The sequence below is a fragment of the Pelotomaculum propionicicum genome (assembly GCF_004369225.1).
In the GTDB taxonomy this organism is placed as follows: domain Bacteria; phylum Bacillota; class Desulfotomaculia; order Desulfotomaculales; family Pelotomaculaceae; genus Pelotomaculum_B; species Pelotomaculum_B propionicicum.
Genome location: NZ_QFFZ01000031.1, coordinates 1 through 24,774, shown reverse-complemented (window position 1 = coordinate 24,774; position 24,774 = coordinate 1). Strand labels below are relative to the sequence as shown.

At 50.2% G+C, this 24,774-nt stretch carries 26 protein-coding genes; 1 reads left to right on the top strand and 25 read right to left on the bottom strand.

Features of this window, described 5'->3' with window-relative positions; translation table 11 throughout:
- Positions 1-82: 82 nt before the first annotated feature.
- The 21 genes from ytvI to Pmgp_RS12760 all read right to left on the bottom strand — a co-directional run bounded on the left by ytvI (position 83) and on the right by Pmgp_RS12760 (position 19,331).
- Positions 83-1,126: a sporulation integral membrane protein YtvI gene (gene ytvI, locus Pmgp_RS12855; RefSeq protein ID WP_134214388.1), complete on the bottom strand. Its 1,044-nt coding sequence runs from the start codon at positions 1,124-1,126 to the stop codon at positions 83-85.
- A gap of 13 nt (positions 1,127-1,139) precedes the next feature.
- On the bottom strand, positions 1,140-1,928 hold the full coding sequence (locus Pmgp_RS12850) for a phosphatidate cytidylyltransferase (RefSeq protein WP_134214387.1): 789 nt from the start codon (positions 1,926-1,928) through the stop codon (positions 1,140-1,142).
- A 15-nt stretch (positions 1,929-1,943) separates the two neighbouring features.
- The gene (gene uppS, locus Pmgp_RS12845; RefSeq protein WP_134214386.1) at positions 1,944-2,753 is read right to left on the bottom strand and encodes an undecaprenyl pyrophosphate synthase; all 810 of its coding nucleotides are present in this window, start codon (positions 2,751-2,753) and stop codon (positions 1,944-1,946) included.
- 132 nt (positions 2,754-2,885) lie between these two features.
- Positions 2,886-3,053 carry a DUF362 domain-containing protein gene (locus Pmgp_RS12840; RefSeq protein WP_134214406.1) on the bottom strand — a complete coding sequence of 56 codons (168 nt, stop codon included), beginning with the start codon at positions 3,051-3,053 and terminating at the stop codon, positions 2,886-2,888.
- A gap of 1 nt (position 3,054) precedes the next feature.
- Positions 3,055-3,264 carry a hypothetical protein gene (locus Pmgp_RS19510; protein WP_153189221.1) on the bottom strand — a complete coding sequence of 70 codons (210 nt, stop codon included), beginning with the start codon at positions 3,262-3,264 and terminating at the stop codon, positions 3,055-3,057.
- Between the two features lie 2 nt (positions 3,265-3,266).
- Positions 3,267-3,824: a ribosome recycling factor gene (frr, locus tag Pmgp_RS12835; protein ID WP_134214385.1), complete on the bottom strand. Its 558-nt coding sequence runs from the start codon at positions 3,822-3,824 to the stop codon at positions 3,267-3,269.
- A complete protein-coding gene (gene pyrH, locus Pmgp_RS12830; protein WP_134214384.1) occupies positions 3,805-4,545 on the bottom strand; it encodes a UMP kinase in 741 nt (246 codons plus the stop codon). The genes frr and pyrH overlap by 20 nt, the downstream gene beginning before the upstream one ends.
- 72 nt (positions 4,546-4,617) lie before the next feature.
- Positions 4,618-5,277, bottom strand: a complete 660-nt coding sequence (gene tsf / locus Pmgp_RS12825; protein WP_134214383.1) for a translation elongation factor Ts — start codon at positions 5,275-5,277, stop codon at positions 4,618-4,620.
- Between the two features lie 175 nt (positions 5,278-5,452).
- On the bottom strand, positions 5,453-6,151 hold the full coding sequence (gene rpsB / locus Pmgp_RS12820) for a 30S ribosomal protein S2 (RefSeq protein WP_134214382.1): 699 nt from the start codon (positions 6,149-6,151) through the stop codon (positions 5,453-5,455).
- Between the two features lie 180 nt (positions 6,152-6,331).
- Positions 6,332-7,114, bottom strand: coding sequence for a GTP-sensing pleiotropic transcriptional regulator CodY (gene codY, locus Pmgp_RS12815; RefSeq protein WP_134214381.1), 783 nt, complete (start codon positions 7,112-7,114; stop codon positions 6,332-6,334).
- A gap of 16 nt (positions 7,115-7,130) precedes the next feature.
- Positions 7,131-8,525: an ATP-dependent protease ATPase subunit HslU gene (hslU, locus tag Pmgp_RS12810; RefSeq protein ID WP_134214380.1), complete on the bottom strand. Its 1,395-nt coding sequence runs from the start codon at positions 8,523-8,525 to the stop codon at positions 7,131-7,133.
- Positions 8,526-8,658: 133 nt separating this feature from the next.
- Positions 8,659-9,189, bottom strand: coding sequence for an ATP-dependent protease subunit HslV (gene hslV, locus Pmgp_RS12805; protein WP_134214379.1), 531 nt, complete (start codon positions 9,187-9,189; stop codon positions 8,659-8,661).
- A gap of 33 nt (positions 9,190-9,222) precedes the next feature.
- Positions 9,223-10,143, bottom strand: a complete 921-nt coding sequence (xerC, locus tag Pmgp_RS12800) for a tyrosine recombinase XerC (RefSeq protein ID WP_134214378.1) — start codon at positions 10,141-10,143, stop codon at positions 9,223-9,225.
- Positions 10,144-10,206: 63 nt separating this feature from the next.
- Positions 10,207-11,541: an FADH(2)-oxidizing methylenetetrahydrofolate--tRNA-(uracil(54)-C(5))-methyltransferase TrmFO gene (trmFO, locus tag Pmgp_RS12795; protein WP_134214377.1), complete on the bottom strand. Its 1,335-nt coding sequence runs from the start codon at positions 11,539-11,541 to the stop codon at positions 10,207-10,209.
- A 260-nt stretch (positions 11,542-11,801) separates the two neighbouring features.
- Positions 11,802-13,937, bottom strand: a complete 2,136-nt coding sequence (gene topA / locus Pmgp_RS12790; protein ID WP_134214376.1) for a type I DNA topoisomerase — start codon at positions 13,935-13,937, stop codon at positions 11,802-11,804.
- A gap of 83 nt (positions 13,938-14,020) precedes the next feature.
- Complete coding sequence (gene dprA / locus Pmgp_RS12785; RefSeq protein WP_134214375.1) at positions 14,021-15,124, bottom strand: DNA-processing protein DprA; 1,104 nt, start codon at positions 15,122-15,124, stop codon at positions 14,021-14,023.
- 90 nt (positions 15,125-15,214) lie between these two features.
- Positions 15,215-16,120: a non-homologous end-joining DNA ligase gene (gene ligD, locus Pmgp_RS12780; protein WP_427910036.1), complete on the bottom strand. Its 906-nt coding sequence runs from the start codon at positions 16,118-16,120 to the stop codon at positions 15,215-15,217.
- Between the two features lie 18 nt (positions 16,121-16,138).
- Entirely contained in the window at positions 16,139-17,095 is a 957-nt protein-coding gene (gene ligD / locus Pmgp_RS12775) for a non-homologous end-joining DNA ligase (RefSeq protein ID WP_134214373.1), read from the bottom strand.
- A 40-nt stretch (positions 17,096-17,135) separates the two neighbouring features.
- A complete protein-coding gene (ku, locus tag Pmgp_RS12770; RefSeq protein ID WP_134214372.1) occupies positions 17,136-18,014 on the bottom strand; it encodes a non-homologous end joining protein Ku in 879 nt (292 codons plus the stop codon).
- A 146-nt stretch (positions 18,015-18,160) separates the two neighbouring features.
- Positions 18,161-18,622, bottom strand: coding sequence for a GerW family sporulation protein (ytfJ, locus tag Pmgp_RS12765; protein ID WP_134214371.1), 462 nt, complete (start codon positions 18,620-18,622; stop codon positions 18,161-18,163).
- Between the two features lie 22 nt (positions 18,623-18,644).
- Positions 18,645-19,331: a DUF2953 domain-containing protein gene (locus Pmgp_RS12760; RefSeq protein ID WP_134214370.1), complete on the bottom strand. Its 687-nt coding sequence runs from the start codon at positions 19,329-19,331 to the stop codon at positions 18,645-18,647.
- Positions 19,332-19,490: 159 nt separating this feature from the next.
- Here Pmgp_RS12760 and Pmgp_RS12755 point away from each other — a divergent pair, with 159 nt between their 5' ends.
- Positions 19,491-19,868 carry a hypothetical protein gene (locus tag Pmgp_RS12755; protein WP_134214369.1) on the top strand — a complete coding sequence of 126 codons (378 nt, stop codon included), beginning with the start codon at positions 19,491-19,493 and terminating at the stop codon, positions 19,866-19,868.
- A 66-nt stretch (positions 19,869-19,934) separates the two neighbouring features.
- Here the strand turns inward: Pmgp_RS12755 and trpS are convergent, their stop codons facing one another.
- The 4 genes from trpS to Pmgp_RS12735 all read right to left on the bottom strand — a co-directional run.
- A complete protein-coding gene (gene trpS, locus Pmgp_RS12750) occupies positions 19,935-20,909 on the bottom strand; it encodes a tryptophan--tRNA ligase (protein WP_134214368.1) in 975 nt (324 codons plus the stop codon).
- A gap of 34 nt (positions 20,910-20,943) precedes the next feature.
- Entirely contained in the window at positions 20,944-21,576 is a 633-nt protein-coding gene (locus tag Pmgp_RS12745; protein WP_134214367.1) for a site-2 protease family protein, read from the bottom strand.
- Entirely contained in the window at positions 21,569-24,208 is a 2,640-nt protein-coding gene (locus Pmgp_RS12740) for a CBS domain-containing protein (protein ID WP_134214366.1), read from the bottom strand. The genes Pmgp_RS12745 and Pmgp_RS12740 overlap by 8 nt, the downstream gene beginning before the upstream one ends.
- 300 nt (positions 24,209-24,508) lie before the next feature.
- Positions 24,509-24,774, bottom strand: a 266-nt coding sequence (locus Pmgp_RS12735; protein ID WP_205078032.1) for a hypothetical protein, incomplete at its 5' end; no start/stop codon positions are given.

Below are 24,774 nucleotides of genomic sequence, written 5' to 3'. Positions count from 1 at the left end.
AAGGAATAATATTGTGAATTTTTTATTCTGAATTCTGAATTCTGACTCCTGTATTCTTTTAACATTCCTGTCATATTTTTTCTCACTTTTGAGGATACAGCACCCCGGCTTTGTAGAGTGACTGCACGGCGATTAAGATGATCGGCCCTAAAAACAGACCTGTCAGTCCAATAGTTTTCAAGCCGGCATACATGGCCAAGAGCGTTGCCAGGGGGTGCAGCCCGAGGTTGGCGGACACGATCTTTGTTTCCAGAACTTGTCTGACCAGGAGGACAAGCAAATACAGTATTGTTATTTTTATCCCAAAACCAGTCGCCCCGGTGGCAAAGGACCAGATCAGCCAGGGAACGTAGATTGTGGCTGGCCCCAAAACAGGAATCAAGTCGAAAAACCCTACTGCCAGCCCCATAATCAAGGCATAATCAGCGCCAATTATGTACAGTCCGGTAACACTAATGACAGTTGTGATAAATATCAGCAAGGCCTGGGCCTTAATATACGCCGCAAAGGCGGCGGCAACATCATTTGTGACGGCAATAGTCTTCTCACCCCAGGAGGCGGGCAGCAAGCGAAGTATGAAATCTGCTATCAGCCGCCTGTCGCGTGCCAGGAAGTAAGTGGCCAACAAGCATACCACCAGTACCGCTATGGTGCCTGGCACCATTGACACGAACAGCAGCAGTGAATTGGCGGATTTACTGACCAACCCCTGCAGGTTGGAGGCCAGGTTGGTTATGTTCTGCTCAATAGATGAGCTCACACTGGGTGGTAGTGTAACATAAAAAGCTGTCGCTTTTTCGATCAGCCCCTGGAAGTACCATTTTAATTCCATTGTCAGCGCCGGCAGTGAAACAGAGAGCTGGATCAGCTCAGAAACAAGCTGCAAAACAATAGTGGAAAGAATCACTGTGATAACGCCAAAAGCAACCAGCATAGAGGTAAGTGTGGCTAAACCGCGGGACATTTTCACCCTCTTCTGCAGAAACCTGATACCCGGTTCCATACAGAAACTTAAGACTAAAGCAATAATAAACGGGATCAGGATTGGCAGGACATATTTAAAAGCCGCACCAGCTATTAGTATTGCTATAAAAGCGTAAATAATTACCAGTAAGGTTTTGGGCACTCCTTAATTCACCTCAGCTTTTAATAAACAACAGGACGAAGTAGTATACCAGCGGAGCGGTAAAAAGAGTACTGTCAATACGGTCAAGGATCCCGCCATGGCCAGGGATTAAGGTGCTGGAGTCTTTTACACCGGCCTGCCTCTTAAAGGCCGATTCCAGCAAATCTCCCACTTCTGCCGCCGCGCTGAGTATTAAGCCTAAAATCAGCAGCTCTGTCAATGGCAGGAATGGATATATAAGTGAAAACAAACAGCCGATTACGCCGCCGCCCAGAAGACCGCCGGCCGCCCCTTCAACTGTTTTCTTGGGGCTCAACACCGGCGCTATCCTCCTTTTACCAAAGGCCTTTCCGACAAAATAAGCTGTTGTATCACAGGCCCAGGTTCCGGCAAGCGTAAAAATCAGCCAAACCCACCCGTCTGGCATCATCCTCAGCAGGTAAAAATAATTGAGCAGTCCAACATACATTGTGCTCATTAAAGTCCCTGCGCTGTCAAGCAATGTATAGCGAGGATACAGGGCAACCGCCGCAATAAGATGCATAAATAGAATAATTGTAATTGTCGGGCCGGGGTAGCCATCGCTATAAAGGTATGCGCCGCCGGTCAGGATTAAGCCTCCGGCCAGCGCAAGCCACAATGATGGTTTTAAGCCCAACTTATGTAGCATCCAGGTCATTTCCCTTAGACCAAGGACTGTAATCAGAACTGTCATAAGGATTAAAGGAACACCCCCGAACCATACCGCCAAAATTACCAGGGGAATTCCGATCAGGGCGCTGATTATCCTTTGCGATAGCACTTTTTCACCGACCCGTCAGGATGTTCTGCCACTCTTTAAACCGCCAAAGCGTCTCTCCCGCCTTTGGTATTCTACTATAGCCTCCAGTAAATGCACCCGGCGGAAGTCAGGCCATAGCACATTGGTAAGCCAAAATTCCGTATATGCCAGCTGCCAGAGTAAAAAATTACTAATCCTAAAGTCCCCGGAAGGCCTGATTAACAGGTCCGGGTCGGGCTGTCCGGCCGTGTAAAGGCTGTTGGAAATCACCTTGTCGTCAACCTGTTCCAGATTCAAAGAGTCATCTTTTACCTTTGCGGCAATAGCTCTGACAGCATCTATGATTTCCGTTCTGCCGCCGTAATTCACGGCTACGTTCAAGATCAGGCCATCGTTGTTTCTGCTGCGCTCCGCGGCCATACGAAGCGCCTCCAGCGTCTGAACCGGCATGTCCTGCAACCTGCCGATAGGGTTTATCCTCACTCCGTTTTTACATAGTTCTTCGGTCTCATCATTAAGGTATTCCACCAGCAAATCCATTAAAACATTTACTTCTTCCTGCGGCCTTTTCCAGTTCTCTGTTGAAAACGCGTATACGGTAAGCACTTTAATTTTCAGCTCGGAGCATATTTTAACGATATCCCTTAACGATTCCACACCGGCCCGGTGGCCAAAAGCCCTTGGCAGGCCCCGGCGGTTGGCCCAACGCCCGTTGCCGTCCATAATAATTGCAACATGAACCGGCAGCCTGCTAAAGTCGATTTTTTTTAAGAGGATATCAATCTCTGTCTGGTTGTTTTCTTTTGATTCATTCCGTCGCAAGAAACCGGTAAATCTGTTAAGCATTATTTAACCACCCGTGGCAGTAGTTTAATCGAAAAATCCGCAGCCGCAGGCGCTGCAGATGGACATTGGGTACAACCTTATCCTATATTTATCTATATAAACAACCCCCTCTTATGTGAGGGGGTTTTAGTACTATTCTTCAATGATTGCTCCCGTGGGACAAGCATCAACACAGGCGCCACACTCCGCACATTTTTCGGCATCGATCACATAGATGTCACCTTCAGAAATAGCTTCGTTCGGGCATGACTCCATGCAGGTTCCGCATGCCACGCACTCATCAGTAATTTTGTATGCCAAATTATCCACCTCCTCTCCCTGTATCTTCAAACACTACAGTTACCACCCCTCTATATTTGGATACCTTGTCAAAGCGAACCGCTCTCAGCGCACCTTCCTGCCTCGCTTTAACAGGCCGGGTGATCTTAATATCAACCTCATACCCTAGATTTTTACATATTTCCAGTGCTTTGTCCAGGGGTAATCCAATTATGTCAGGTATAACTGTCATTATTATACCTGCATAATCTCTTGTTCTTTGGTGGATAACAGGTTATCGATTTCCTTAATGATGCGGTCGGTCAGCTTCTGCACTTCATCCTGGTGGCGCTTAAGCTCATCCTCTGAGATTTTCCCTTCCTTCTGGTAAGCTTTAAGGTGTTCGTTGGTATCGCGGCGGACATTGCGCACAGCAACCCTGCCCTCTTCAGCTTTCTTCTTAATCACTTTCATTAAGTCCGTCCGTCTTTCCTGGGTAAGCTGGGGTATGGCCAGCCTGATCACCGTGCCATCACTAGCCGGGTTAATCCCCAGGTCGGATTTTAAAATTGCGCGCTCTATCTCAGGCAGAGCAGTTTTGTCCCACGGTTGGACGACCAGAAGTCTGGCTTCCGGCACTGTAATGTTGGCAAGTTGGTTGACAGGTGTCGGAGTGCCATAGTAATTTACCTGGATTTTGTCAAGCAGAGCGGGTGTTGCCCTGCCTGCACGCATTGAGGCAAACTCCTTCTTAACCACCTCAATGGTTTTTTTCATGTTGGCTTCAGCTTCTTTAATGATCTCCTTCGCCATTTAACTCACCTCCGATATATGTTCCGATTTTTTCCCCCAAAGTGGCCCTTTTGATATTGCCTTCTTGATTTAAATCGAAAACAATCAGCGGTATTTTATTATCCATACACAATGAGGCAGCGGTTGAGTCCATCACACCCAGACCCCTGCTGATCATTTCAATGTATGAAAGCACCTTGAACTTTTTGGCCTGTGGGTTTGTCAGCGGGTCACAGTCATACACACCATCCACTCTTTTGGCCATCAGGATCACCTGGGCCTCTATTTCAGCCGCCCGCAGGGCGGCGGTAGTGTCAGTGGAAAAATAGGGGTTGCCTGTTCCCCCGGCAAGTATCACCACTCTGCCCTTTTCCATATGCCTGATTGCCCGGCGCCTGATATAGGGTTCGGCAACTTCTCTCATCTCAATAGCTGTCATGGTGCGGGTATCAACATCATGTTTTTGCAGAGCGTCGTGCAGGGCCAGAGAGTTCATGACTGTGGCCAGCATACCCATATAGTCTGCTGTGGCCCGGTCCATTCCTTTGGCGCTTCCGGCGACTCCCCGCCAGATGTTTCCCCCGCCGACCACAATGGCCAGTTCCACTCCGCTCTCCGCCACTTCTTTTATTTGCCTGGCGATAGTATTAACAACGTCAGGGTCAATCCCATATCCCAGGGAGCCAGCCAGAGCCTCACCGCTCAGCTTTAGTACAACACGACTGTATTTTGGAGCTACCATACCAGGCAAAAACCTCCTGTCTCCCCAGTGTAAATTCTACAACTTCACCCAAAACTCCTTTTGGGAAAAATTTTATTTGCATGTATTTTGGGTCATCGCTTCTACCTCAGCGGCCAGATCGGATTGTTTCTTCTGAATCCCTTCTCCCAGCTCATACCTGGTGAAGCGCCTGACACTAATATTTTCACCGATTTTAGCAATTTTCTCAGTTATCAGCTGCTGGACAGACATACTAGTGTCTTTGATAAACGGCTGCTCTAAAAGACACATCTCTTTATAGTATTTTTCAATGCGCCCTTCAACCATCTTGTCAACGATCTTGGCGGGCTTGCCTTCATTCAGAGCCTGGGCCCGTAAAATCTCTTTTTCTTTTTCCAGTTCTTCAGCAGGGACCTCTTCCCGGCGCACATATTCCGGCTTTGCCGCGGCAACCTGCATGGCAATGTCCCTGGCCAGGATTTTGAACTCTTCAGTTTTAGCCACAAAATCTGTTTCGCAGTTGACTTCTACCAGCACGCCGATTTTACCGCCGCCATGTATGTATGACTCTACAACACCCTCCGCGGCTATTCTTCCAGCTTTTTTAGCTGCGGCGGCCAGCCCTTTTTCCCTTAAATATACAGCGGCCTTTTCAATATCCCCGCCTGTTTCGGAAAGGGCTTTTTTACAGTCCATCATTCCCGCCCCGGTCCGTTCACGCAGTTCTTTAACTAAACCAGCAGATATTGACATGTATTACCATCCTCCTTTACACTAACTAAATTGTCCCTATGTATGGTATTATAACCATATTTACGCAAGAGATGTCCAACACTCTTTAAGGAAAAACAAAAAAGTCAATATTGTTTATAAAAAGGCAAGAAAAAAAGGCAGGGGTTACTAAAAAATATTGGCCCCCGCCTCTCACTTATTCAGCGAGTTGTTCACCCTGTTTCCCTTCCAGGACTGCTTCGGCCATTTTGCCGGTTAAAAGACGAACAGCTCTTATTGCGTCATCATTGCCAGGTATCACATAGTCGATCTCATCTGGGTCACAGTTTGTATCCACAATGGCCACAATGGGAATGCCCAGTTTGCGTGCCTCGGCAACAGCAATCCGCTCTTTGCGGGGGTCTATTACGAACAAAGCCCCCGGCAGCCGGCGCATTTCCTTAATACCGCCTAAAAACTTCTGCAGTTTTTCTTTTTCGTGCATCAGTTCAGCTACTTCTTTTTTAGGCAATACTTCCAGCGTACCGTCGATCTCCATTTTTTCCAGCTCCTGCAGGCGGTCGATGCGGCGCCTGATGGTCTGGAAATTGGTAAGCATTCCCCCAAGCCAGCGCTGGTTGACAAAAAACATGCTGCAGCGTTCAGCTTCTTCTTTCACTGCTTCCTGCGCCTGTTTCTTGGTGCCGACAAAAAGTATGGTTTCTCCGTCCAGAGAAAGCTGTTTTACAAAATTGTAGGCCTCTTCTACCTTCTTGACCGTTTTTTGCAGGTCAATAATGTAGATGCCGTTGCGGTCCGTAAAAATATAGGGGGCCATTTTGGGATTCCAGCGGCGGGTTTGGTGCCCGAAATGAACTCCTGCTTCCAGAAGTTGCTTCATAGATATGACTGCCACTAATTTACACCTCCTCCCCCAGCGGTTTTGTACCTCCGTCTCCTTCATCTCCCGCAAGGCCCCGGTCAGGGGCACCCTTGTAAAGATCCAGAAACGTGTGTAATTCGCACCAATTGGTATTTTACCATATAGAAAACCCCGGTGCAAGCCGGGGTTTTGAATTAACTTAAATTGTCATGTTTAGTGCTGCTTAAGTCTTTCCAACTCGTCGATCAGCCTGTCGTTAAGGACGCGGATATAGGTGCCTTTCATACCCAGGGACTTGGACTCGATAACCCCGGCGCTTTCAAATTTGCGCAGGGCATTAACAATAACTGACCTGGTAATGCCTACGCGGTCGGCAATTTTACTTGCCACCAGCAGCCCTTCTTCTCCTTCCAGCTGTCCGAAAATGTGCTGCACCGCATCAAGCTCGGAATAGGAAAGAGTACCCAGGGCTATCTGTACCGCCGCCAGCTTGCGGGCGTCCTCCTCAATTTTATCTGCCCTGGCCCGCAGTATTTCCATGCCCACAACTGTCGCGCCGTATTCCGCCAGTATTAGATCTTCATCATTAAAATGATTGTCAAACCTGCCCAGGATCAGGGTGCCGAGACGTGATCCGGCGCCTACAATGGGTATAATAGTAGTGATTTTATTATTGTACCGGCAACGTTTATCAAGAAACACACAAGCATTTTTAGTCTGACAGAAGTTAGCATGAGTTTTGTTGATCCTCATCAAATTTTCGCTGTAGTCTTCTGGAAACTCGCCCCTACCCTCAACAATATCCTTCATAATATCACAGGTCCAGCCTTTCAAGTAAGCGTACCCCAAAACTTTGCCCTGTTGGTCAAGGATATAGACACTGCCTCCAATATTTTCGCTCAGAACTCTGGCAACTTCATTAAAATCAACTGCATGTCCCGCTGATTTCTGAAGCAGTTTGTTTATATCCCGGGTTTTTTCCAGTAATACCCTCATTCTGCCCCTTCTTCCTTTACAGAATGTATCGGCTTAAATCCTCATTCTTTACTAATTCACCCAGTTTTTCGACAACATGTTCCTTGCTGATTTCGATTTCTTTTCCAGAGAGTTCCGGCGCCTCGAATGAAATATCTTCCAGGAGCTTCTCCAGAATAGTATGCAGGCGCCTAGCACCTATGTTCTCCGTTTGTTCATTAACAGTATAAGCGATTTCTGCAATTTCCACAAGCGAATTTTGCGAAAATTTGACTATTACGCCTTCCGCGGCAAGTAATTCGGTGTATTGCTTAATGAGAGCGTTTCTTGGTTCTGTCAAAATTTGCTGAAAATCTTCCCGGGTCAGGCTTTCCAATTCGACACGGATCGGGAAGCGACCCTGGAGTTCGGGTATCAGGTCGGATGGTTTAGAAGTATGAAACGCACCCGCCGCAACAAACAAAACATGGTCGGTTTTAACCGGCCCGTATTTGGTCATAACCGTAGAGCCTTCAACAATCGGCAGAATATCCCGCTGGACGCCGCCCCTTGACACATCGGGGCCGTAGCCCTCCCGCCCGGCAATTTTATCTATTTCGTCAAGAAAAACGATACCATCTTCTTCAGCCCTTTTAACTGCCGCCGCAGTGACCTCATCCATGTCAATAAGTTTCTGAGCTTCCTGCTGGGTCAGAATTTTGCGCCCTTCTTTTACGGTAACCTTGCGCTTGCGCTTTTTCTTCGGCAAAAAACCCCCGAGCATATCCTGCAGGTTGACCCCCATTTCCTCCATACCTGAACCGGTAAACACTTCAAGCATGGGAGGTTTGTTGTCCTCCACCTCGATTTCTATAAATTCGTTTTCCAACTCACCTCTCGCCAATTTCTCACTGAGGATTTCCCTCTCAAACTGGACTCTTTTCACTCTCTGATCCTGGTGCATGTCGATTTGCTCCGGCTGTCTGGAGGTGCCGAACAGCATCTCCAGAGGGTTGCGCGGAGGGGATTCCTGTACAGGATAAGGAGCCAAAAGTTCCACCAGTTTTTCGTTGGCCAGTCTTTCAGCTCTGTCCTGAACAATGGCCAGCCTTTCCTGCTTGACCATCCGGATTGCCGTCTCGACCAGGTCCCGTACCATACTCTCAACGTCCCTGCCCACATAGCCGACTTCGGTAAACTTGGTGGCTTCAACTTTTATGAAAGGCGCTTTTACAAGCCTGGCCAGGCGCCTGGCTATTTCAGTCTTGCCTACACCCGTAGGCCCGATCATCAGGATATTTTTCGGGATTACCTCGTCTCTGAAGTCCTCGCTCAGCAGCTTACGGCGGTAGCGGTTGCGCAGGGCTACAGCCACAGCCTTCTTGGCCTTGTTTTGGCCTACAATATATTTGTCTAACTCCTCAACGATACGGCGCGGTGTCAAATCTTTCACTAATCCTAGCCTCCATGTATCTAAATTGTAGTATTGGGGCTTAAGAATTCAGAATTCAGTAGTCAGAAGTCAGAAGGAATTATTTTTATCTTTTATTCTGAATCCTGAATTCTGACTCCTGTATTCTGTTTTCTTATAATTCTTCCACTGTTATATTCTCATTGGTGTAAACGCAGATATCGGCGGCAATGGTCAGCGCCTCGCGGGCGATTTTCCCGGCGCCCATACCGGTGTGTTTGACCAAAGCCCTGGCCGCGGCGAGAGCGTAATTGCCGCCCGAGCCAATGGCTGCTACCCCGTCGTCCGGTTCAATAACCTCTCCCCCGCCGGATATGATTAATAAATCTTCTTTACTGGCCACAATCAAAAGGGCTTCCAGGCGCCTTAAAATTTTATCGGTGCGCCATTCCTTGGCCAGCTCTACCGCGGCCCGCTGGAGATTGCCGTGGTATTCCTCCAGCTTGCCCTCAAACTTATCAAATAAAGTAAAAGCGTCGGCAACCGAACCGGCAAAACCGGCTATCACTTTATCCTTATAGAGCCGCCTTATTTTCTTAGCCCCTTTTTTGATAATAGTGTTCTCTCCGAAGGTTACCTGGCCGTCACCGGCTACGGCAACCCTGCCATCTCTTTTTATGGCGACAATTGTTGTGGCGTGATACATTTCCTACTCCTTTCTTTGCCCGGTCCTGTTTATTTACTCCTCCGCCCGGGGATGAGCCTTCCTGTATACCTGTTTCAGCCTTTCACCTGTCACATGGGTATAAATCTGGGTGCTGGAAAGACTGGCGTGGCCCAGTAGTTCCTGTACAGAACGCAAATCAGCCCCGGCGTTTAAAAGGTGTGTCGCAAATGAATGGCGCAGGGTATGAGGGCTGACTTTCCTGTCCAGGCTTACCTTATCAATATATTTATTTATAATCTTCCTGATGCCCCGGCTGGAGAGCCTTTCTCCCCAGCGGTTCAGAAAAACGGCGTTATTCACTTTTTTTATAGGAGCGTTGGCCAGAAGCCTCGGCCGGGCCTGGGCTAAATATTTGCGCAGCGCTTCAACGGCCCGCGAACCGACAGGGACCAGCCTTTCCCGGGCCCTCTTCCCCATCACCCTGACGTAGCCGGCGCCAAGATCCAGATCCCACAGGTCAAGCATGACCAGTTCGTTCACTCTCAGGCCGCCCGCGTATAATGTCTCCAGCAGGGCCCGGTCGCGCCTGCCCAGTGGGTGGCTCACGTCGGGTGACTCCACCAGCAGCTCCACTTCCTCTTCGTACAGAAAGCGCGGCAGCCGTTTTTCCAGCTTCGGGCTCATGACTTTAGCCATCTGGTTTTCCTGTACAACTTTTTCCCTGAAAAGATAACGGTAGAACGAGCGCCAGGCCGCGAGCCGCCTGGCAATCGTGGTCCGGGCAAGCCCCGCTTCCCGCAGGGAGGCCAGATAATGCCGGAATCTCAGGTGGTCTATATCTGACGGCGTAACCGCCTGGTCATCTTTTTTCAAGAGAGAGGAAAAGAAATCCAGTCCGTGAAAGAGGTCTTTCTGGTAACTGTCAACAGTCCTGGGGGAAGCGTTCTTTTCCACCTTGAGGTATACTAAAAAATTATCAATATGCCCGTACATCTTTACAACCCCTTGAGACAAGGGGAGACAAGGGGACGGTTCTCCTGTCTCACTTTTCTCTCTTTACAGGTTTTGCTTGAACTTATCAATTGCATCCAGTGCCCTTTGCGCGATCATCTTGTACCTTTGCTTCTTATCCCTTATTCTTACATCTGCCGGAGGTAAAAGGCCGAAGTTTATATTCATCGGCTGAAAGCGCGCAGGGTCAGCGGTTGTTATATAATGGGCCAGCGAGCCGTGGGCAGTCTCCCTCGGGAAAACCAGGGGCTTTTGGCCTGTTAAAATCCGGGCCGCGTTAATGCCCGCCACCAGCCCGGCGGCGGCCGATTCAACATAACCCTCCACTCCGGTGAGCTGACCCGCGAAAAACAGTGTCTCGCGCATCCTGCTCTGAAAAGTTGGATTTAAAAGAACTGGCGAGTTGATATATGTATTTCTGTGCATTACACCGAAACGGGCTATTTCCGCTTTCTCGAGGCCGGGGATAAGGCTCAGGACCCGGCGCTGTTCATCCCACTTCAGGCTGGTCTGAAACCCCACCAGGTTGTACATGGTGCCTTCGTTATTCTCCTGCCTCAGCTGCACCACGGCATATGGACGCCTGCCGGTACGCGGGTCAACCAGTCCTACCGGCTTCATCGGGCCGTACAGCAAGGTTTCTTTCCCTCTTGCGGCCAGAGCTTCTACGGGCATGCAACCTTCAAAGTGCAGTTCACGCTCAAAACTTTTGCGCGGGGCTTTTTCCGCATTGACCAGAGCTTCCCAGAAGCGCTCGTACTCCTCTTTGTCAAACGGGCAGTTCAGGTAGGCGTCTTCACCTTTACCGTAGCGTGAAGAGCGGAAAACCCTGTCCATGTTTATCGATTCAGCCAGTACAATCGGCGCTACGGCGTCATAAAAGTATAAATACTCCTCACCTGTAAAACTGCGGATCGCTTTTGACAGCATGTCTGAAGTCAGCGGGCCTGTGGCGATGATCAGCGTTTCGCCCTCTGGCAGGCTCACCGCCTCTTCCCGGATAACCTCCACCAGAGGGTGGTTGTGCAGTTTTTCTGTTACACACCCGGCGAAAAGACTTCTGTCAACAGCAAGGGCGCCGCCGGCAGGCACACTGGTGTCATCGGCACAGGCCATGATCAGTGAGCCGAGACGTCTCATTTCTTCTTTTAATAAGCCTACGGCGTTTTCCAAAGCTGAGGCACGCAGCGAGTTGCTGCAAACCAGCTCAGCAAAGTCACCGCCTGTGTGGGCCGGTGTCAGCTTTGCCGGCCGCATCTCGATCAGCTTAACTCTGACTCCTCTGCTGACAGCCTGCCAGGCCGCCTCAGAGCCAGCCAGACCCGCGCCGACGATTATGGCGGTGGGACGTGAGACGTGGGACGTGGGAAGCCCGGGTATTCCTTTGGGGTCTGAATTATCTTTGAGACTGCCTTCTATAGTTATAACTTTAAATCACATCCTGGTTGCATTTCCTCTATTTTAATACATTAAAATAAAATCATTAAAAATAACTTAAAGCTTTGCGACTGAAGTCGCACAATTCGGACGTCGGTCGTCAGACATCGGACATCGGTATATTCTGCATTCCTCTTTTAGAGATTGAGCTTAAAGAACATCATTCACTCCCAATTCTCACGGCTCACTTCCGACGTCTCACATCACTTTGCTGTTGCCTTTTTCCCTCCGGTGCTTTTCTTGCGGGGTGCGGGCTTTTTCTCCGGTGTTAATTTATGGCTGCAGTTGGGGTTAATACAGCGAAGTGAGCTGGCTTTGCCGGCGCTCTTCTTTTCCACCATCAAATCGCCGCACGCAGGGCATTTGACCTTGGATGGCTGGTCCCAGGTGACAAAGTCACAGTCCGGGAACCGGCTGCAGCCAAAGAATTTCCTGCCTTTTTTACTGCGCCGGGCCACCAGTTCCCCCTCGCAGCGCGGGCATTTTACGCCAACCGGCTCTAACAGGGGCCTGGTGCTGCGGCACTCCGGGAAACCGGGGCAGGCCAGGAACTTGCCAAAACGGCCGAGCTTGATGACCATATTCCGGCCGCACTGTTCACATACCTCTTCGGTAACCTCATCCGCGACCTGGACATGGCCTATTTCCTCTTCTGCTTTCTCCAGGGTCGAATTAAACGGCCAATAAAAGTCATCCAGCACTTTTACCCAGTCCAGGTCCCCTTCTTCTATCTCATCCAGCTTTTCCTCCATGCCGGCAGTGAATTCAACGTCAATCACATCATGAAAGTGGTTTTTCAGGAGGCTGACCACTATATCACCCAGTTCGGTAGGGTAAAACTGTTTATTTTCCCTTACCACATAACCACGCTTGATAATTGTTTCAACAATAGGGGCGTAGGTACTAGGCCGGCCGATACCCTTTTCCTCCAGGGTCTTTACTAATGTAGCCTCTGTGTAGCGGGGCGGCGGCTGAGTAAAGTTCTGCTTAGGGGTAAGCTTGCGGGCTTCCACCTCTTCCCCTTCTTTTAATTCGGGCAGCAGGCTTTCCTCATCTTTTTCATCATTGTCCCTGCTTTCCGTATATACCTTCATGAATCCCGGGAACTTGATTACTGAACCAGTCGCCCTGAAAACACAGGGGCCGGCGTTTATATCCACGCTGGTTGTGTCAAAGACAGCATGGCTCATCTGGCTGGCCAGAAAGCGGGACCAGATCAACCTGTACAATTTATATTGATCATTGGTTAAATATCCCTTAATCTGATCCGGTTCACGGTAAATCGAAGTCGGCCTGATGGCCTCGTGGGCATCCTGAACTCCCTTCCTGCTCCCGGTCTGAGCAGTTTCCCGGCCGACATAAGGGGCGCCGAAGCGCTCGCCGATATACCTGGCGGTCTCCTCCCTGGCTGACGCCGACACCCTTGTGGAATCAGTTCGGATATAAGTGACCAGGCCGGATGTACCCTCTTTGCCCAGGTCAAGCCCTTCATAAAGCTGCTGTGCCACCATCATGGTCTTGCGCGCGGTAAAATTCAGCTTTCTGTAGGCTTCCTGCTGCAGAGTGCTGGTGATGAAAGGCGGCGCCGGGCGGCGGCTCTTTTCCTTTCTAACAACCTTTGCTACCACGTAGTGGGCGCCTTTCAGGCTGTCCAGCACCTCTTGCATCGCCTGTTTGTCGTTGATATCAATTTTTTTGTCCTGGTGCTTGACTAGTTTACCTTCAAAAGGTGTGTGTCCGGTTTTTACAAACAAACCGGTCAGCGTCCAGTACTCCTCGGGCTCAAATGCCTGTATCTCCGCCTCGCGGTCACAGATCAGCCGGACGGCAACCGACTGCACCCGGCCTGCGCTTAAGCCTTTTTTTACTTTACGCCAGAGCAGGGGGCTGAGGTTATATCCGACCAAACGGTCCAAAATGCGGCGGGCCTGCTGGGCGTTGACCCGGTTGAAATCGATCAGCCTGGGCTGCCGGGCCGCTTTCTGGATGGCCTGTTTGGTAATCTCGTTAAATTCGATGCGGCAGGGCTGGTCGCCGGATATCTCGAGCAAATTCTGCAGGTGCCAGGCTATCGCTTCCCCCTCCCGGTCCGGGTCAGAAGCTATAAGCACCTGGTCGGCCTTTTTGACAGCAGTTTTTAAATCCTTGATGGTTTCACCCTTGCCGCGTATGGTTATGTACTTTGGTTTAAATCCATTCTTCACATCCACCCCGAATTGACTCTTCGGCAGGTCCCTGACGTGGCCCATAGAAGCCTTTACCATGTATTTTTTTCCCAGGAATTTGCCGATTGTTTTTGCTTTGGCGGGTGATTCAACAATAACAAGCGTCCTTGACAAAAACCACACCTCATTTTTTTGCCTGGCTTAGATCGCCGTTTATTATGCAACTTTTTCAAAAATCTATGCCTGGGCATGTTCTTTTAGAAAGCGCCGCGCCCGGTCCTGACATAGAGCCTGCCGGGCATTTGTTTCACCAAACCTTTTATTTCAAGATACATCAGGGCCGCCATAGCCTTCTGGGGCAGCAAGCCCGACCTGCCGATCAACTCATCAAGAGCAACCGGGTCCAGCGAGAGCAGGCTGTAAAGCGCCTCTTCCTCACTGCTCATTTTTAGACCTGAATGGCCTGCTGCTTCCGGCAGGGGAAAAATATTTTCCAGACCCAACTCATCTATAATATCACCAGCGCCTTCCACCAGTCTAGCGCCCTGTTTAATCAGCCGGTGCGGCCCGCGTGTGAGTGGGTTGACCACATTGCCGGGCACAGCCATGACATCGCGCCCCTGTTCCAGAGCAAAGTCGGCGGTGATCAGGGCACCGCTTCTTTCGGCAGCCTCAACCACTACGGTTCCCCGGGCCAGCCCGCTGATGATCCTGTTGCGCACAGGAAAGTGCCAGGCCTCGGGGACCGTGCCGGGCGGGAACTCACTGAGCACAGCCCCGTTGTTAATGATTTTCTCCACCAGACGGTGGTTTTCTCTCGGGTATACCACATCCGGGCCGCAGCCCAGTACTGCTATGGTCCTGCCGCCTCCCGCCAGCGCGCCTTTATGCCCAGCGGTATCAATACCCCTGGCCATGCCGCTGACTACTGCTACTCCAACCGCCGCCAGATCCTTGGCTAGTTTTTCCGCAACCGCCAGGCCGTAGGGGGAAGGTTTGCGGGAGCCCACTACTGCCACCGCCAGTTTATCAGTTGATTTAATGGATCCCCTGACGAAAATCACCGGAGGAGGGTCGAAAATCTGGAGAAGGTTCTCCGGATACGACGGCTCAGTATGACAAATATAAGAAATCCCTGCTGACTCCAGTTTGGCCGCAGTCTGGGCGAGGTCCAATCCGGACCTGCGCCGCGCCAGGCCTTCCGGTCCTTCGTCGCCTATACCGGGAGCGCCGGACAAATCTTTAACATTGGCTTCCCAGGCGGCCCGGGGCGAGCCGAAATGTCTTACCAGCGACCATAGCCTTGACCCGGCGCCGGGCAGCAGACACTGCCACCCCAGCCAGTATATGCGCTCATCCAAAATATTTACCCCTTAAAATATGTATACTTATTATTCCCCTTCTTTTCGGGGGCAAATTAATATCTCCTGCACACTGGCAAAATTTACTTTTTAATTATCTTTAATTATTTCGTCTAAAGACTGCCTGGTATTTAGTACCCCGGCATAAATATCTCCCATAGATTTAATGCGCTCAAAGATTGTGTCTATGGTAAAATGACCTGGCCTGATCCTGCCCTCTGCGACTTCCTCCCACAGCAGTGGGGTTGAGACCGGAGCGCCGGGCAGCGGGCGCAGGCCGTACTGAAAGGCCATGGTTTTGCCCCTGCCGTTCTGGAGGTAGTCCAGGTAGACTTTGCCCGCCCTCTTTTCAACTTTTCTTTCCATGGTGGTTTTGTCAGGGTGAACTTTTACCACCAGTTCAGCTACATATTTCATCGCCCCGGTAACCTGCCGCCACGAATAAACCTGCTTAACCGGCACAAAAAGATGAAGGCCGCTGGCTCCCGAAGTTTTAGGATAACTTTTAATTCTGAATTCATCCAAAAACCGCTTTACCAGCAGGGCTATCTCCAGCACATCCTCAAAAGACGCGCCGCCCGCCGGGTCAAGATCCATCACAGCCAGATCTGGGGTCTCCAGGCTTTCCACCCTGGCCAGCCAGGCGTGCATTTCGATGCAGGCCTGATTGGCCAGCCAGAGCAGGGTAGGCTGGTCGTTGCAGATAATGTAATTGACAACCTTTTCAGAGTGCTCTACCGGATATCTTTTAATCCAGGGCGGGGCGTAATCAGGACACTTCTTCTGGTAAAAAGCCTCGCCTTCAATCCCGTCCGGGTACCGTTTCATAACCAGCGGGCGGTTGCGGAGATGGGGCAGGATATATGGAGCAATATCAGTATAGTATTTAACCAAGTGGGCCTTGGTTAAACCTTCAGGCCAGATCAGCTTATTAAGGTTGGTAAGTTTTAAGTTATGCTCTCCCACGGACACATAGGATTCATTCAAAATTGACACCTCTTTCCAGTCTTTGACTCATTCCTCAACCGCATGACATTCCGCCGGATTTTTATCCCAGCGGATACCCTTGTAAACGGGGTGGCGCAGATAGCCCTCACCTGTGGCTGTAAGGTATTCAATGGAACAGACAAGCAGTGGGCGTACAAATTTTGTACGCCTCCTCTCTTCTCTGGGGATTGTAAGAGTTTCCTTACTATTTTCAAGTTTTCGTAAACCCTCCAGCAGGGCTTCAGACTCCCGTTCGCCGATGCCGCTCCCCACCTTGCCCTGGTAGACCAGCTCGCCTTCCCTGTAGCCGCCCAGTACCAGGGAACCCAGCCTCCTGCCTGAAGACTGAGGCTGGTAGCCGCAGACAACCAGCTCCACCTCCCTGGTATGGCGAAATTTTTGCCAGTACGCCGAACGGCGCCCCGGCAGGTAAACGCTGCCGAGTTTCTTTGCCACAGCCCCCTCCAGCCCCTGAGCTACACATGCTTTAAAGAATTCTCTGCCGCTCCCGTTGATGAACTGTGAGACACAAATTTCATCACCTGGTTCAACTATATCAGCCAGCACCTCTTTGCGTTTTTCAATCGCAAGTTCCAACAAACTTTTGCCGCCCGCGTAAAGCAGATCAAAGGATATGAAAACGGCCGGGCACTCGCTGGAGGACCGGCCGATTCTTTTCAGGTCATTCATTCTGCCCCTGGACTGCAATCCTGCAAAGGAGGGCTTGCCATTTTCAAAGACCACTATTTCCCCATCCAGCACAGCCGGTGTCTGCTTGACCCTCGTGTGCAGCCAGGATAGTTCCGGAAACCTGCTGGTGAGGTTAATGCCATTGCGCGACCATAACACAGTGGCGCCACCCTCAAGATAGGCCAGGCAGCGGTAGCCGTCCCACTTCACTTCGAAGATATGGCCGGCGCTGTCAAATGGTGCAGCGCTGACAGCCAGCATGGGGCGCAGGAGCGGTAATTTATCTCCGTTCATTGTCGACTGCCTCCAAAATTTTTGCAGGTATTTATTTGCTCTAAGAAGTCTTTCTGCGGACGCCCTTTTCTTTCTTTATTATTTTTGCCGCACCAGTCTCTTTTTCAGCTTTAGGTCCATCAGCGCCTTTGCCCTGCTTTAATCTATCCTCTTTGGCCAGGTTGATACTGGCCCTGAGGGCTTCCATCAGGTCAACCACCTTGCCCGTTTCAGGCCTGGCAGGTACTTCCACGGCCTCACCTGTAATTTTTGACTGGATTACTTCCATTAACTTTTGTCTATAGGTGTCGGTGTATTTTTCCGGGCGGAACTCAGCAGAAAGGTTGTTAATCAGGTTGACCGCCATCTTCACTTCGTTATCGTGCAGGCTTACCTGGTAGTTCATCTCAGGCAGCACGCCCGCCGGCCTGATCTCGTCCGGGTAATGCATGGTGCTCATTACCAGCGTGCCGCCGCTGACTCTCAGGGCGGCAAGGCTCACGCGGCTGCGGATAACCACCCTGGCCACAGCCACCTTGTTTGTTTCTTCCATCGCCCTTCTCAGCAGCTCATAAACCTTGGCGCCTCCTTCCCCCGGGGCGAGGTAATAAGCTTTTTCGTAATAAACCGGGTCAATCTCGGCCAGGTCGACAAAGTCAAGTATCTCCACACTTTTCCCCGCTCCGTTTGGCATTTCCCGGCCAAAGTCCTCTTCACCCAAAATAACATATTTCCCTTTTTCATATTCATAGCCCCGCACGATCTCCTCCATGGGCACTTCGGTCTGGCAGCTGGGGCAAAACCTCCTGTACTGCACCGGCGTTTTGCATTTTTCATGGAGGTAATTAAATTTAATATCCTTTTGTTCAGTCGCGGCATAAAGCTTAACCGGCACATATATAAGGCCGAAACTGACGGCGCCTTTCCAAATCGCGCGCATTTCAAACACCTCGTAGATTTCATTTATTTATTCCTCTATTATTTCCACCGGTGTTAAACTGATGCTACTTTAGCCGCGAGCTTGTACTGGCATTTTTAACATAATGACGCGATCAAAAAACCCGGGGTTTTCACCCGGGCTCTCGACTACGACAGTGTTTGTGATGTTGCCGTTGGTGACTGGGAGGTCACCTGAATTTTTGCTCCATTTCCCTCGCCGCGCCCGAACATGGACTGAATTTGGGCTATCACCTGCGGCGCCAGGTCTATCAGGCGGTCATAAATGGCATTGCCGTCTACCGGCAGCAGCCTTACCTGGCCGTTGCCCACCACCAGAAAGCCGATAGGTTTTACTGAAACACCTGCCCCGCTGCCGCCGCCGAAGGCAGGCATAGTTGAGTCCCCTTCATTTTGCTTGCGCTCACCGCCCAGATCGAACTCGCCGCCCCCGGCGGCAAAACCACAGGCTACACGTGAGATGGGAATTATCACAGTCCCGTCAGGCGCCTCAACCGGATCCCCGACAACTGTGTTCACGTCGACCATCTCTTTGATGCTTTCCATGGCCGTCTTCATTAATCCTTCTATAGGATGCTTCTGCTCAGGCAAGTCAACTCACCCACCCAATGTATTATTTGAGTTTTACGACCAGCATTTTAAAACCCGTAAAAATAATATGGCCAATTCTAACTTCAAATATGCAGTCAACAGATGTGTTAAAACAAACTTTGTCATAACTGGGCTTAATGCTTACTACAGGCCTGACACCCGGGTAAAACAAGCAGTAGATCAAAGACAGCAGAAAACCTTTTAAACCCCAGGCCGTACCCACTAATATTCCGGTTTGGGAGGGCTCTTCCGATCCTATTTCAGTCTGCCAGTGGAAACGGCTGAGTTTAACCCGTTGCAACATGAATAGAACAGTCGGGTAGTATTTTTTAAACTTGCGCACCGCGTTAAGAAACAACTCCACCATCTTGGCCGGACCAGGGACGGGAATTTTCGCCTTCTCCTCCGTAATCGCCCTGCCGCCTTTCCCTTCAAGTTCAGTCCGGATCTTAAAAGCCGGCCTTAACACCGGCCGCAAGAGAGAGCCCAGGCTAAACCTTCTCCCGGTTTTTTCTCTTTCGACAGCATGTTTTTTAATGATGGGTATTTCAAGTTTGTAATGGATAATACCGCGCCAGAGCGAGAAATCCAAAGCGAAATGATCATCCTTCCCCGACCTCCGGTAGCGCAGCTGCATTGTTATTTTAGAAAGGAAAATGACAAGTAAAAAGAATGCCGCGAGAATAACCAGTAGGTATGCCCTGCCCACCTTCCTCCCTCCTTGGGTATATTTTTCCACCTTTGGGCGGGAATATACTTAACCTGTCCTATCTGATTTTCCAAATCATGTATCAGATGAATCTAAATTTACATATACTAATAAAAATTAAATAAAAACCCATAGGGGCTCAAAAGAGAAGGATTAAATATGTATAAGGAAGATTTACAGAATCTTATAAAGTTTATGGACTATAAAATCAGTAAATTTATTGAGCCGGTTTCAGATGATAATAATGTCTACGAAACATATATTAAGGGCGAGCAAAAAGCCTGTTTAGATGTTAAAAACATACTATCCCGGTTATTGAACACTAAATTTCAGATTACTCCAATGAGTAAAGATGATATTATTGACCTTATCTTCATTTTTGAATCAAAAAAAAGAAAATGCCGTATCAAATCTTTGAACACAGCAAACGGCTTGCAGAATATTATCTTGGAAGGGCAAACGCATTTGTATGAAGAAGTTAAAGGGATATTAGAGGAGTTTCTCCTTGAGTATGAAGAGTCTTCCACCCATCATTGAGCGGAAATTAGAGACGGTTTTGATGCATAATAAAGCCGCCGGCCTGAGGCCCGGCGGCTGTTTGTGTTATTTGTTCCAGTAATCCAATCCCACGTTTCGCCTGGCTTTCTCCAGGTAGACGGTGGCCACCTGTCTTGCTTTGCGGGCGCCTTCCCGCATGGTGTCCACTACGAATTGCCTGTCTTCGGCCAGCTTTTTCCGCTCATTCCGGTAAGGTTCGAAATAATCCCAGATGACACCCAAGATTTCTTTTTTCACGTCGCCGTATTTCAGGCCGGGGGTGAGGAACCTCTCCTTGAGCTCTTTTTTGCCCCTATCATCCAGAAACAGCGCATAGATTTCATACAAGGGGTTTCCTTCAATAGGCTTCGGCTGATCCACCGGGGTAGAGTCCGTCTTGATGCTCATTACCTTTTTCTTCAGTGATTTTTCATCGGTGAAAATCTCAATAGCGTTGCCGTATGACTTGGACATCTTCTGGCCGTCAATACCCGGCACCACCGCCAGTTCGTCTTCAATATCCGGTTCCGGTATCACAAAGGTATCGCCGTAAGTATTGTTGAACCGGATGGCGATATCCCGTGTAATTTCGAGGTGCTGCTTCTGGTCTTTCCCCACCGGTACCTTTTCGGCCCCGTACAGCAGGATGTCGGCAGCCATCAGCACCGGGTAGGAGAATAAACCCTGGCTGGCGGGGATACCTTTGGCGGTTTTGTCTTTATAAGAATGGTTTCTCTCAAGCAAACCTACACCTGTTACATTGGAGAGAAGCCAGGTCAACTCGGTCACTTCCGGCACGTCGGCCTGCACCCAAAAAACCGATTTAGCCGGATCAAGCCCCAGGGCCAGAAAATCACAGGCGGCTTCGTAAGTCTGGCGCCTTAAGAAAGGGGCGTCGAATACTGAAGTAAGAGCGTGGTAGTTAACCAAAAAACAAAACAATTCATTGTTTTCCTGGTAATCCACCATCCTTTTCATCATTCCGAAATAGTTGCCCAGGTGCAATGAGCCCGAGGGCTGAATACCTGAAAGTATGCGCATGTTTACCTCCTATTAATCAGTATGAGTTGTTTGTTTAAAATGTGATGCTTGAAATAAATCTTGCGAGAGAATATAAAGCTATGACAATAGGTCTTACAAAAATATTAAAGATATAGCCTATAGCCCCTGAAAACACCAGCAGGATTAAAATGATAACACCGTATGTTTCTAGCTGGTACAGCCAGTTCTGCCGGCCGGGCAGGATGCCGGCCAGAATTTTCGAGCCGTCCAGGGGAGGCACAGGAATCAGGTTAAAGATAGCCAGCACTATGTTAATATGAATAATGTACTCCATGATATCACTGAAATAACGCATTTTAAATCCAGCCAGAGCGCCCCAGACAATCGCCCCGGCTATAGCCAGCAGCAAGTTCATGGTGGGACCGGCCAGGGATACGTAAAGCATGCCTTTCTGAACATCCCCTTTAAGGTTGTAAGGGTTCACGGGCACGGGCTTAGCCCAGCCAAAACCGGCCAGAAAGAGCAGGATCAGGCCTACAGGGTCCACATGAGCCAGCGGGTTAATCGTAAGCCGGCCGTGGTCGCGTGCCGTATTGTCTCCCAGACGGTAGGCAACATAGCCGTGGGCGTACTCGTGAAAGGTCAGGCCAATTACTATCGCCGGCAGCATCAGTGCTATGCTTTCCAGGCTGGGGAAATTAAACATCGTTTATCGCTCCTTCGTAACCGGACAGGTATTCCTTCGCATAGATGAGTTCTTCCTGTTTGGTCCGCACCAGTCCGTCAATGCGCGCCTGCCAGACCGCATCCAGCGCCATCTTGAAAGCCGGCCCCGGCTTAAAGCCCAAAGCGCGGAGATCCTTGCCGTTAATAGAGGGCTTATCGTAAAATACAGCGGTAAGGACCTGCCGGAACCTCCTCCTGGTGACATAGTTGACGAGATAAGCTAGTATCAGCGGGTAGCATTCCCTCGGCACGTTCATAACCCGCCTGGCCAATACACTAGTGTTCAGGCCTTCCGGGTGGTTAAGTCCTTCCATTACGCCGCGCCAGCCCTTCAAAGCGGCTGAAACCTTTTCCAACTGCCTTTTGTTAAGGTGGTACCTTAGGCAGATCTCCCTGGCTTTCTCGCTGTCCGTCTGGTGCAGGATCGCGATCAGGTAGACCATCCACGGCTCGTCCGGTTCCTCCAAATCCCAGGAACGCAGTACCTTAATGGAAAGGTGCAGCTCGTCGAGCACTACTTTGTTAGCGGCATACAGCACACCTGGAAATAGATATTCCCACAGCTGCAGCTCAACCAGGCGCGCCAGACCCAGACTCGGGCGCGGCTCCATCAGCAGGTGCCTTATTTCTTCCCAAACCCGCTCCAGTGAAACCCTGGCGAGCATATTGTTTTGTACGGCCTCTCTGGCCAGTTTTAAAGTCTGCGGTTCAAAACTTATATTATACCGTTTCTCAAACCTTATTCCTCTTAAAACCCTGGTCGGGTCTTCAATAAAGCTCAGATTGTGCAGGACACGCAGCAGGCCCCGCTCCAGGTCCTCCCTGCCGCCAAAGAAATCCACCACATCGCCGAAATCATCCTTGTTCAGTGAGACCGCCATGGCGTTTATGGTAAAATCGCGCCGGTACAGGTCCTGGTGCAGTGAAGAAGTTTCCACCTGAGGCATGGCCGCGGGGTACTGGTAAAACTCAACCCGCGCCGTAGCCACGTCCACCTGCCGTCCGTCGGCAAAATATACAGTGGCGGTATGAAATTTGGGGTGGACCCGCACCCTGCCGCCGTATTCCAAACTCAGTGCCCGGGCCAGTTCCATACCGTCCCCTTCAACCACCAGGTCTATGTCCAGGCATTCCATGCCCAGCAGCAAGTCGCGCACAATGCCGCCCGCCGCAAAAACCTTATAGCCCAGCCTGGCGGCCACCTCCCCGGCGCGTTCCAGGATCAGTACATACTCAGCCGACAGCCCCCGGTACATCAGTTCCCGGATGTTTTTGTCCGATTTGTCGGGTTTGGCGCTGTTGTGCAATTTCTCATGCCTTGCCTGCACCTCACCGTGCAGCGTGCGCAGAACATCGGTCCGGGATACGATCCCCACCAGTTTGCCTTCTTTGAGCACCGGCAGCCTTCCTATGTCATGCTCAATCATCAGTTCACGGACCACTGAAACAGGCGTCCCGGGGCCGGCAGTGACCAGGTTGCTGGTCATGAACCCTTTTACAGGAGCGTGCCCGAGGCCGTGGTGGGTAGCTTTTTCTACATCGCGGCGGGATATCACGCCCACCACCTGGTCGCCTTTTACCACCGGCAGGCCGGTATGGCCGTACCTGAGCATAATCCGCCCGGCCTCTTCAATAACCATTTCCTGAGTTATAGTTTTTACCGGGCTGGACATTATATCAGCGGCAGTAGTCGGCGGCCTGGCTTTAGAGCGGATTGTCTCAAGCAGAAGCTCCGCCACATCTTCAACTTTTGCCTTTTTAATGATGGCAGAGGCGGCTGACGGGTGCCCCCCTCCACCGAAAACGTCAAGAATATCCTTAACGCTGACCTCAGGGATATTGCTGCGGGCCACTAGATAGACCCTGTCGTCCATTTCCACTACAGTGAACACAGCGTCCAGGTGGGCAAAATCAACAAGTTTATGGGTTAAAAGGTCAAGCCCTCCCACAAACTCATCTACAGTTCCTTTGGCGATCAGAAATTTAATCCCGTTAATCTCATAGCGTTCAGCCGACACCAGGAGGGCTTTCAGTAAAGCCCGCTGCCCTTCGCTGAGCGGGCGCTCCAAAAAATCCGCCACCACGGCCAGGTTGGCTCCCTGAGACAGCAGGTAGGAAACAGCCGCTGCATCCCGCGGTGTCGTGCTGGAAAAAACGAGAGAGCCAGTGTCCTCATAGATACCCAGCGAGAGCACAGTTGCTTCTACTGGTGTAATTTTTAAATTTTTCTTTATAATTTTTTCCACCAGCAGTGTTGTGGTTGCCCCTACCATTTCAACCACTTCCAGTTTGCCCCTGGCGTCACCTTCGCCGCGGGGGTGGTGGTCATAGATGTGGATATCGATATCCGGCTTCTCCAGCAGCTGGGCCAGCTTGTCCAGTCGGCCCGGCGACTTCGTGTCAACCAGAATAACCCTTTCAATCAAGCGGGGTTCAATGTCCCTTACTGTCCTCACGTTTAGAGTGTCCTTGTGCAGGGCCATGAACTCCTCAACATTTTTGAGAAGCGGGCCGGGGAAAACCATTACTGCGCCGGGGTACAGCTTCTGCGCGGCTACCATGGAAGCGAGAGCGTCCATGTCTGTATTAGTGTGGGTAGTAATTATTTCCACCGCAGGCCCTCCGCTTACAAAATATGCAATATATTATATCACACTACCGCACCCAAAAAAAGCACGCTAGGGAACGCTCAGAGCTGACGCATGAAAATGTTTTTTAAATCTTGCGGGGTCTGGAATTGACGTTTTCGCAACTATTGCCTATTCGGTTATTCCAAAAATCACCGGTTTATCCGTATCAACACATCCTTAACTAAACCGTTTCTGCTCGTTTTAGCATGCCGGACATCTTCAACGGAAAGACGAGTAGCGCCGCGCAACCGCTGCCTAAGCTGTCTGTATCAGTTCAATTCGCTATGCCGCCAAACGGCTTGTTTTCCAATTTTCTTCGCGCACTAGTCGCAATTGACCGGGAGATTCGGTCAGCCGGCGAAGCCGCCCTGTATCCAACTCACTATAGGTCATAGCTTCATAAAACTTCTTGATGAAAGACTGAACCCCGACTGTTTTGACATGTTCCGTCAGGTAAAGCGAATGAAGCGCCATTTCATTTAACATACGGGCGATATGCATGAGGTAATGATACCCCCGCATCGCATTCCAGTCATGTGAAAAAATGT

Coding starts and splice junctions, on each gene's coding strand:
- uppS (WP_134214386.1), bottom strand. CDS start 2,753: ATGCTTAACAGATTTACCGGTTTCTTGCGACGGAATGAATCAAAAGAA.
- Pmgp_RS19510 (WP_153189221.1), bottom strand. CDS start 3,264: ATGACAGTTATACCTGACATAATTGGATTACCCCTGGACAAAGCACTG.
- frr (WP_134214385.1), bottom strand. CDS start 3,824: ATGGCGAAGGAGATCATTAAAGAAGCTGAAGCCAACATGAAAAAAACC.
- pyrH (WP_134214384.1), bottom strand. CDS start 4,545: ATGGTAGCTCCAAAATACAGTCGTGTTGTACTAAAGCTGAGCGGTGAG.
- tsf (WP_134214383.1), bottom strand. CDS start 5,277: ATGTCAATATCTGCTGGTTTAGTTAAAGAACTGCGTGAACGGACCGGG.
- codY (WP_134214381.1), bottom strand. CDS start 7,114: ATGAGGGTATTACTGGAAAAAACCCGGGATATAAACAAACTGCTTCAG.
- hslV (WP_134214379.1), bottom strand. CDS start 9,189: ATGTATCACGCCACAACAATTGTCGCCATAAAAAGAGATGGCAGGGTT.
- xerC (WP_134214378.1), bottom strand. CDS start 10,143: ATGTACGGGCATATTGATAATTTTTTAGTATACCTCAAGGTGGAAAAG.
- ligD (WP_134214373.1), bottom strand. CDS start 17,095: ATGAACGGAGATAAATTACCGCTCCTGCGCCCCATGCTGGCTGTCAGC.
- ku (WP_134214372.1), bottom strand. CDS start 18,014: ATGCGCGCGATTTGGAAAGGCGCCGTCAGTTTCGGCCTTATATATGTG.
- Pmgp_RS12755 (WP_134214369.1), top strand. CDS start 19,491: ATGTATAAGGAAGATTTACAGAATCTTATAAAGTTTATGGACTATAAA.
- trpS (WP_134214368.1), bottom strand. CDS start 20,909: ATGCGCATACTTTCAGGTATTCAGCCCTCGGGCTCATTGCACCTGGGC.
- Pmgp_RS12745 (WP_134214367.1), bottom strand. CDS start 21,576: ATGTTTAATTTCCCCAGCCTGGAAAGCATAGCACTGATGCTGCCGGCG.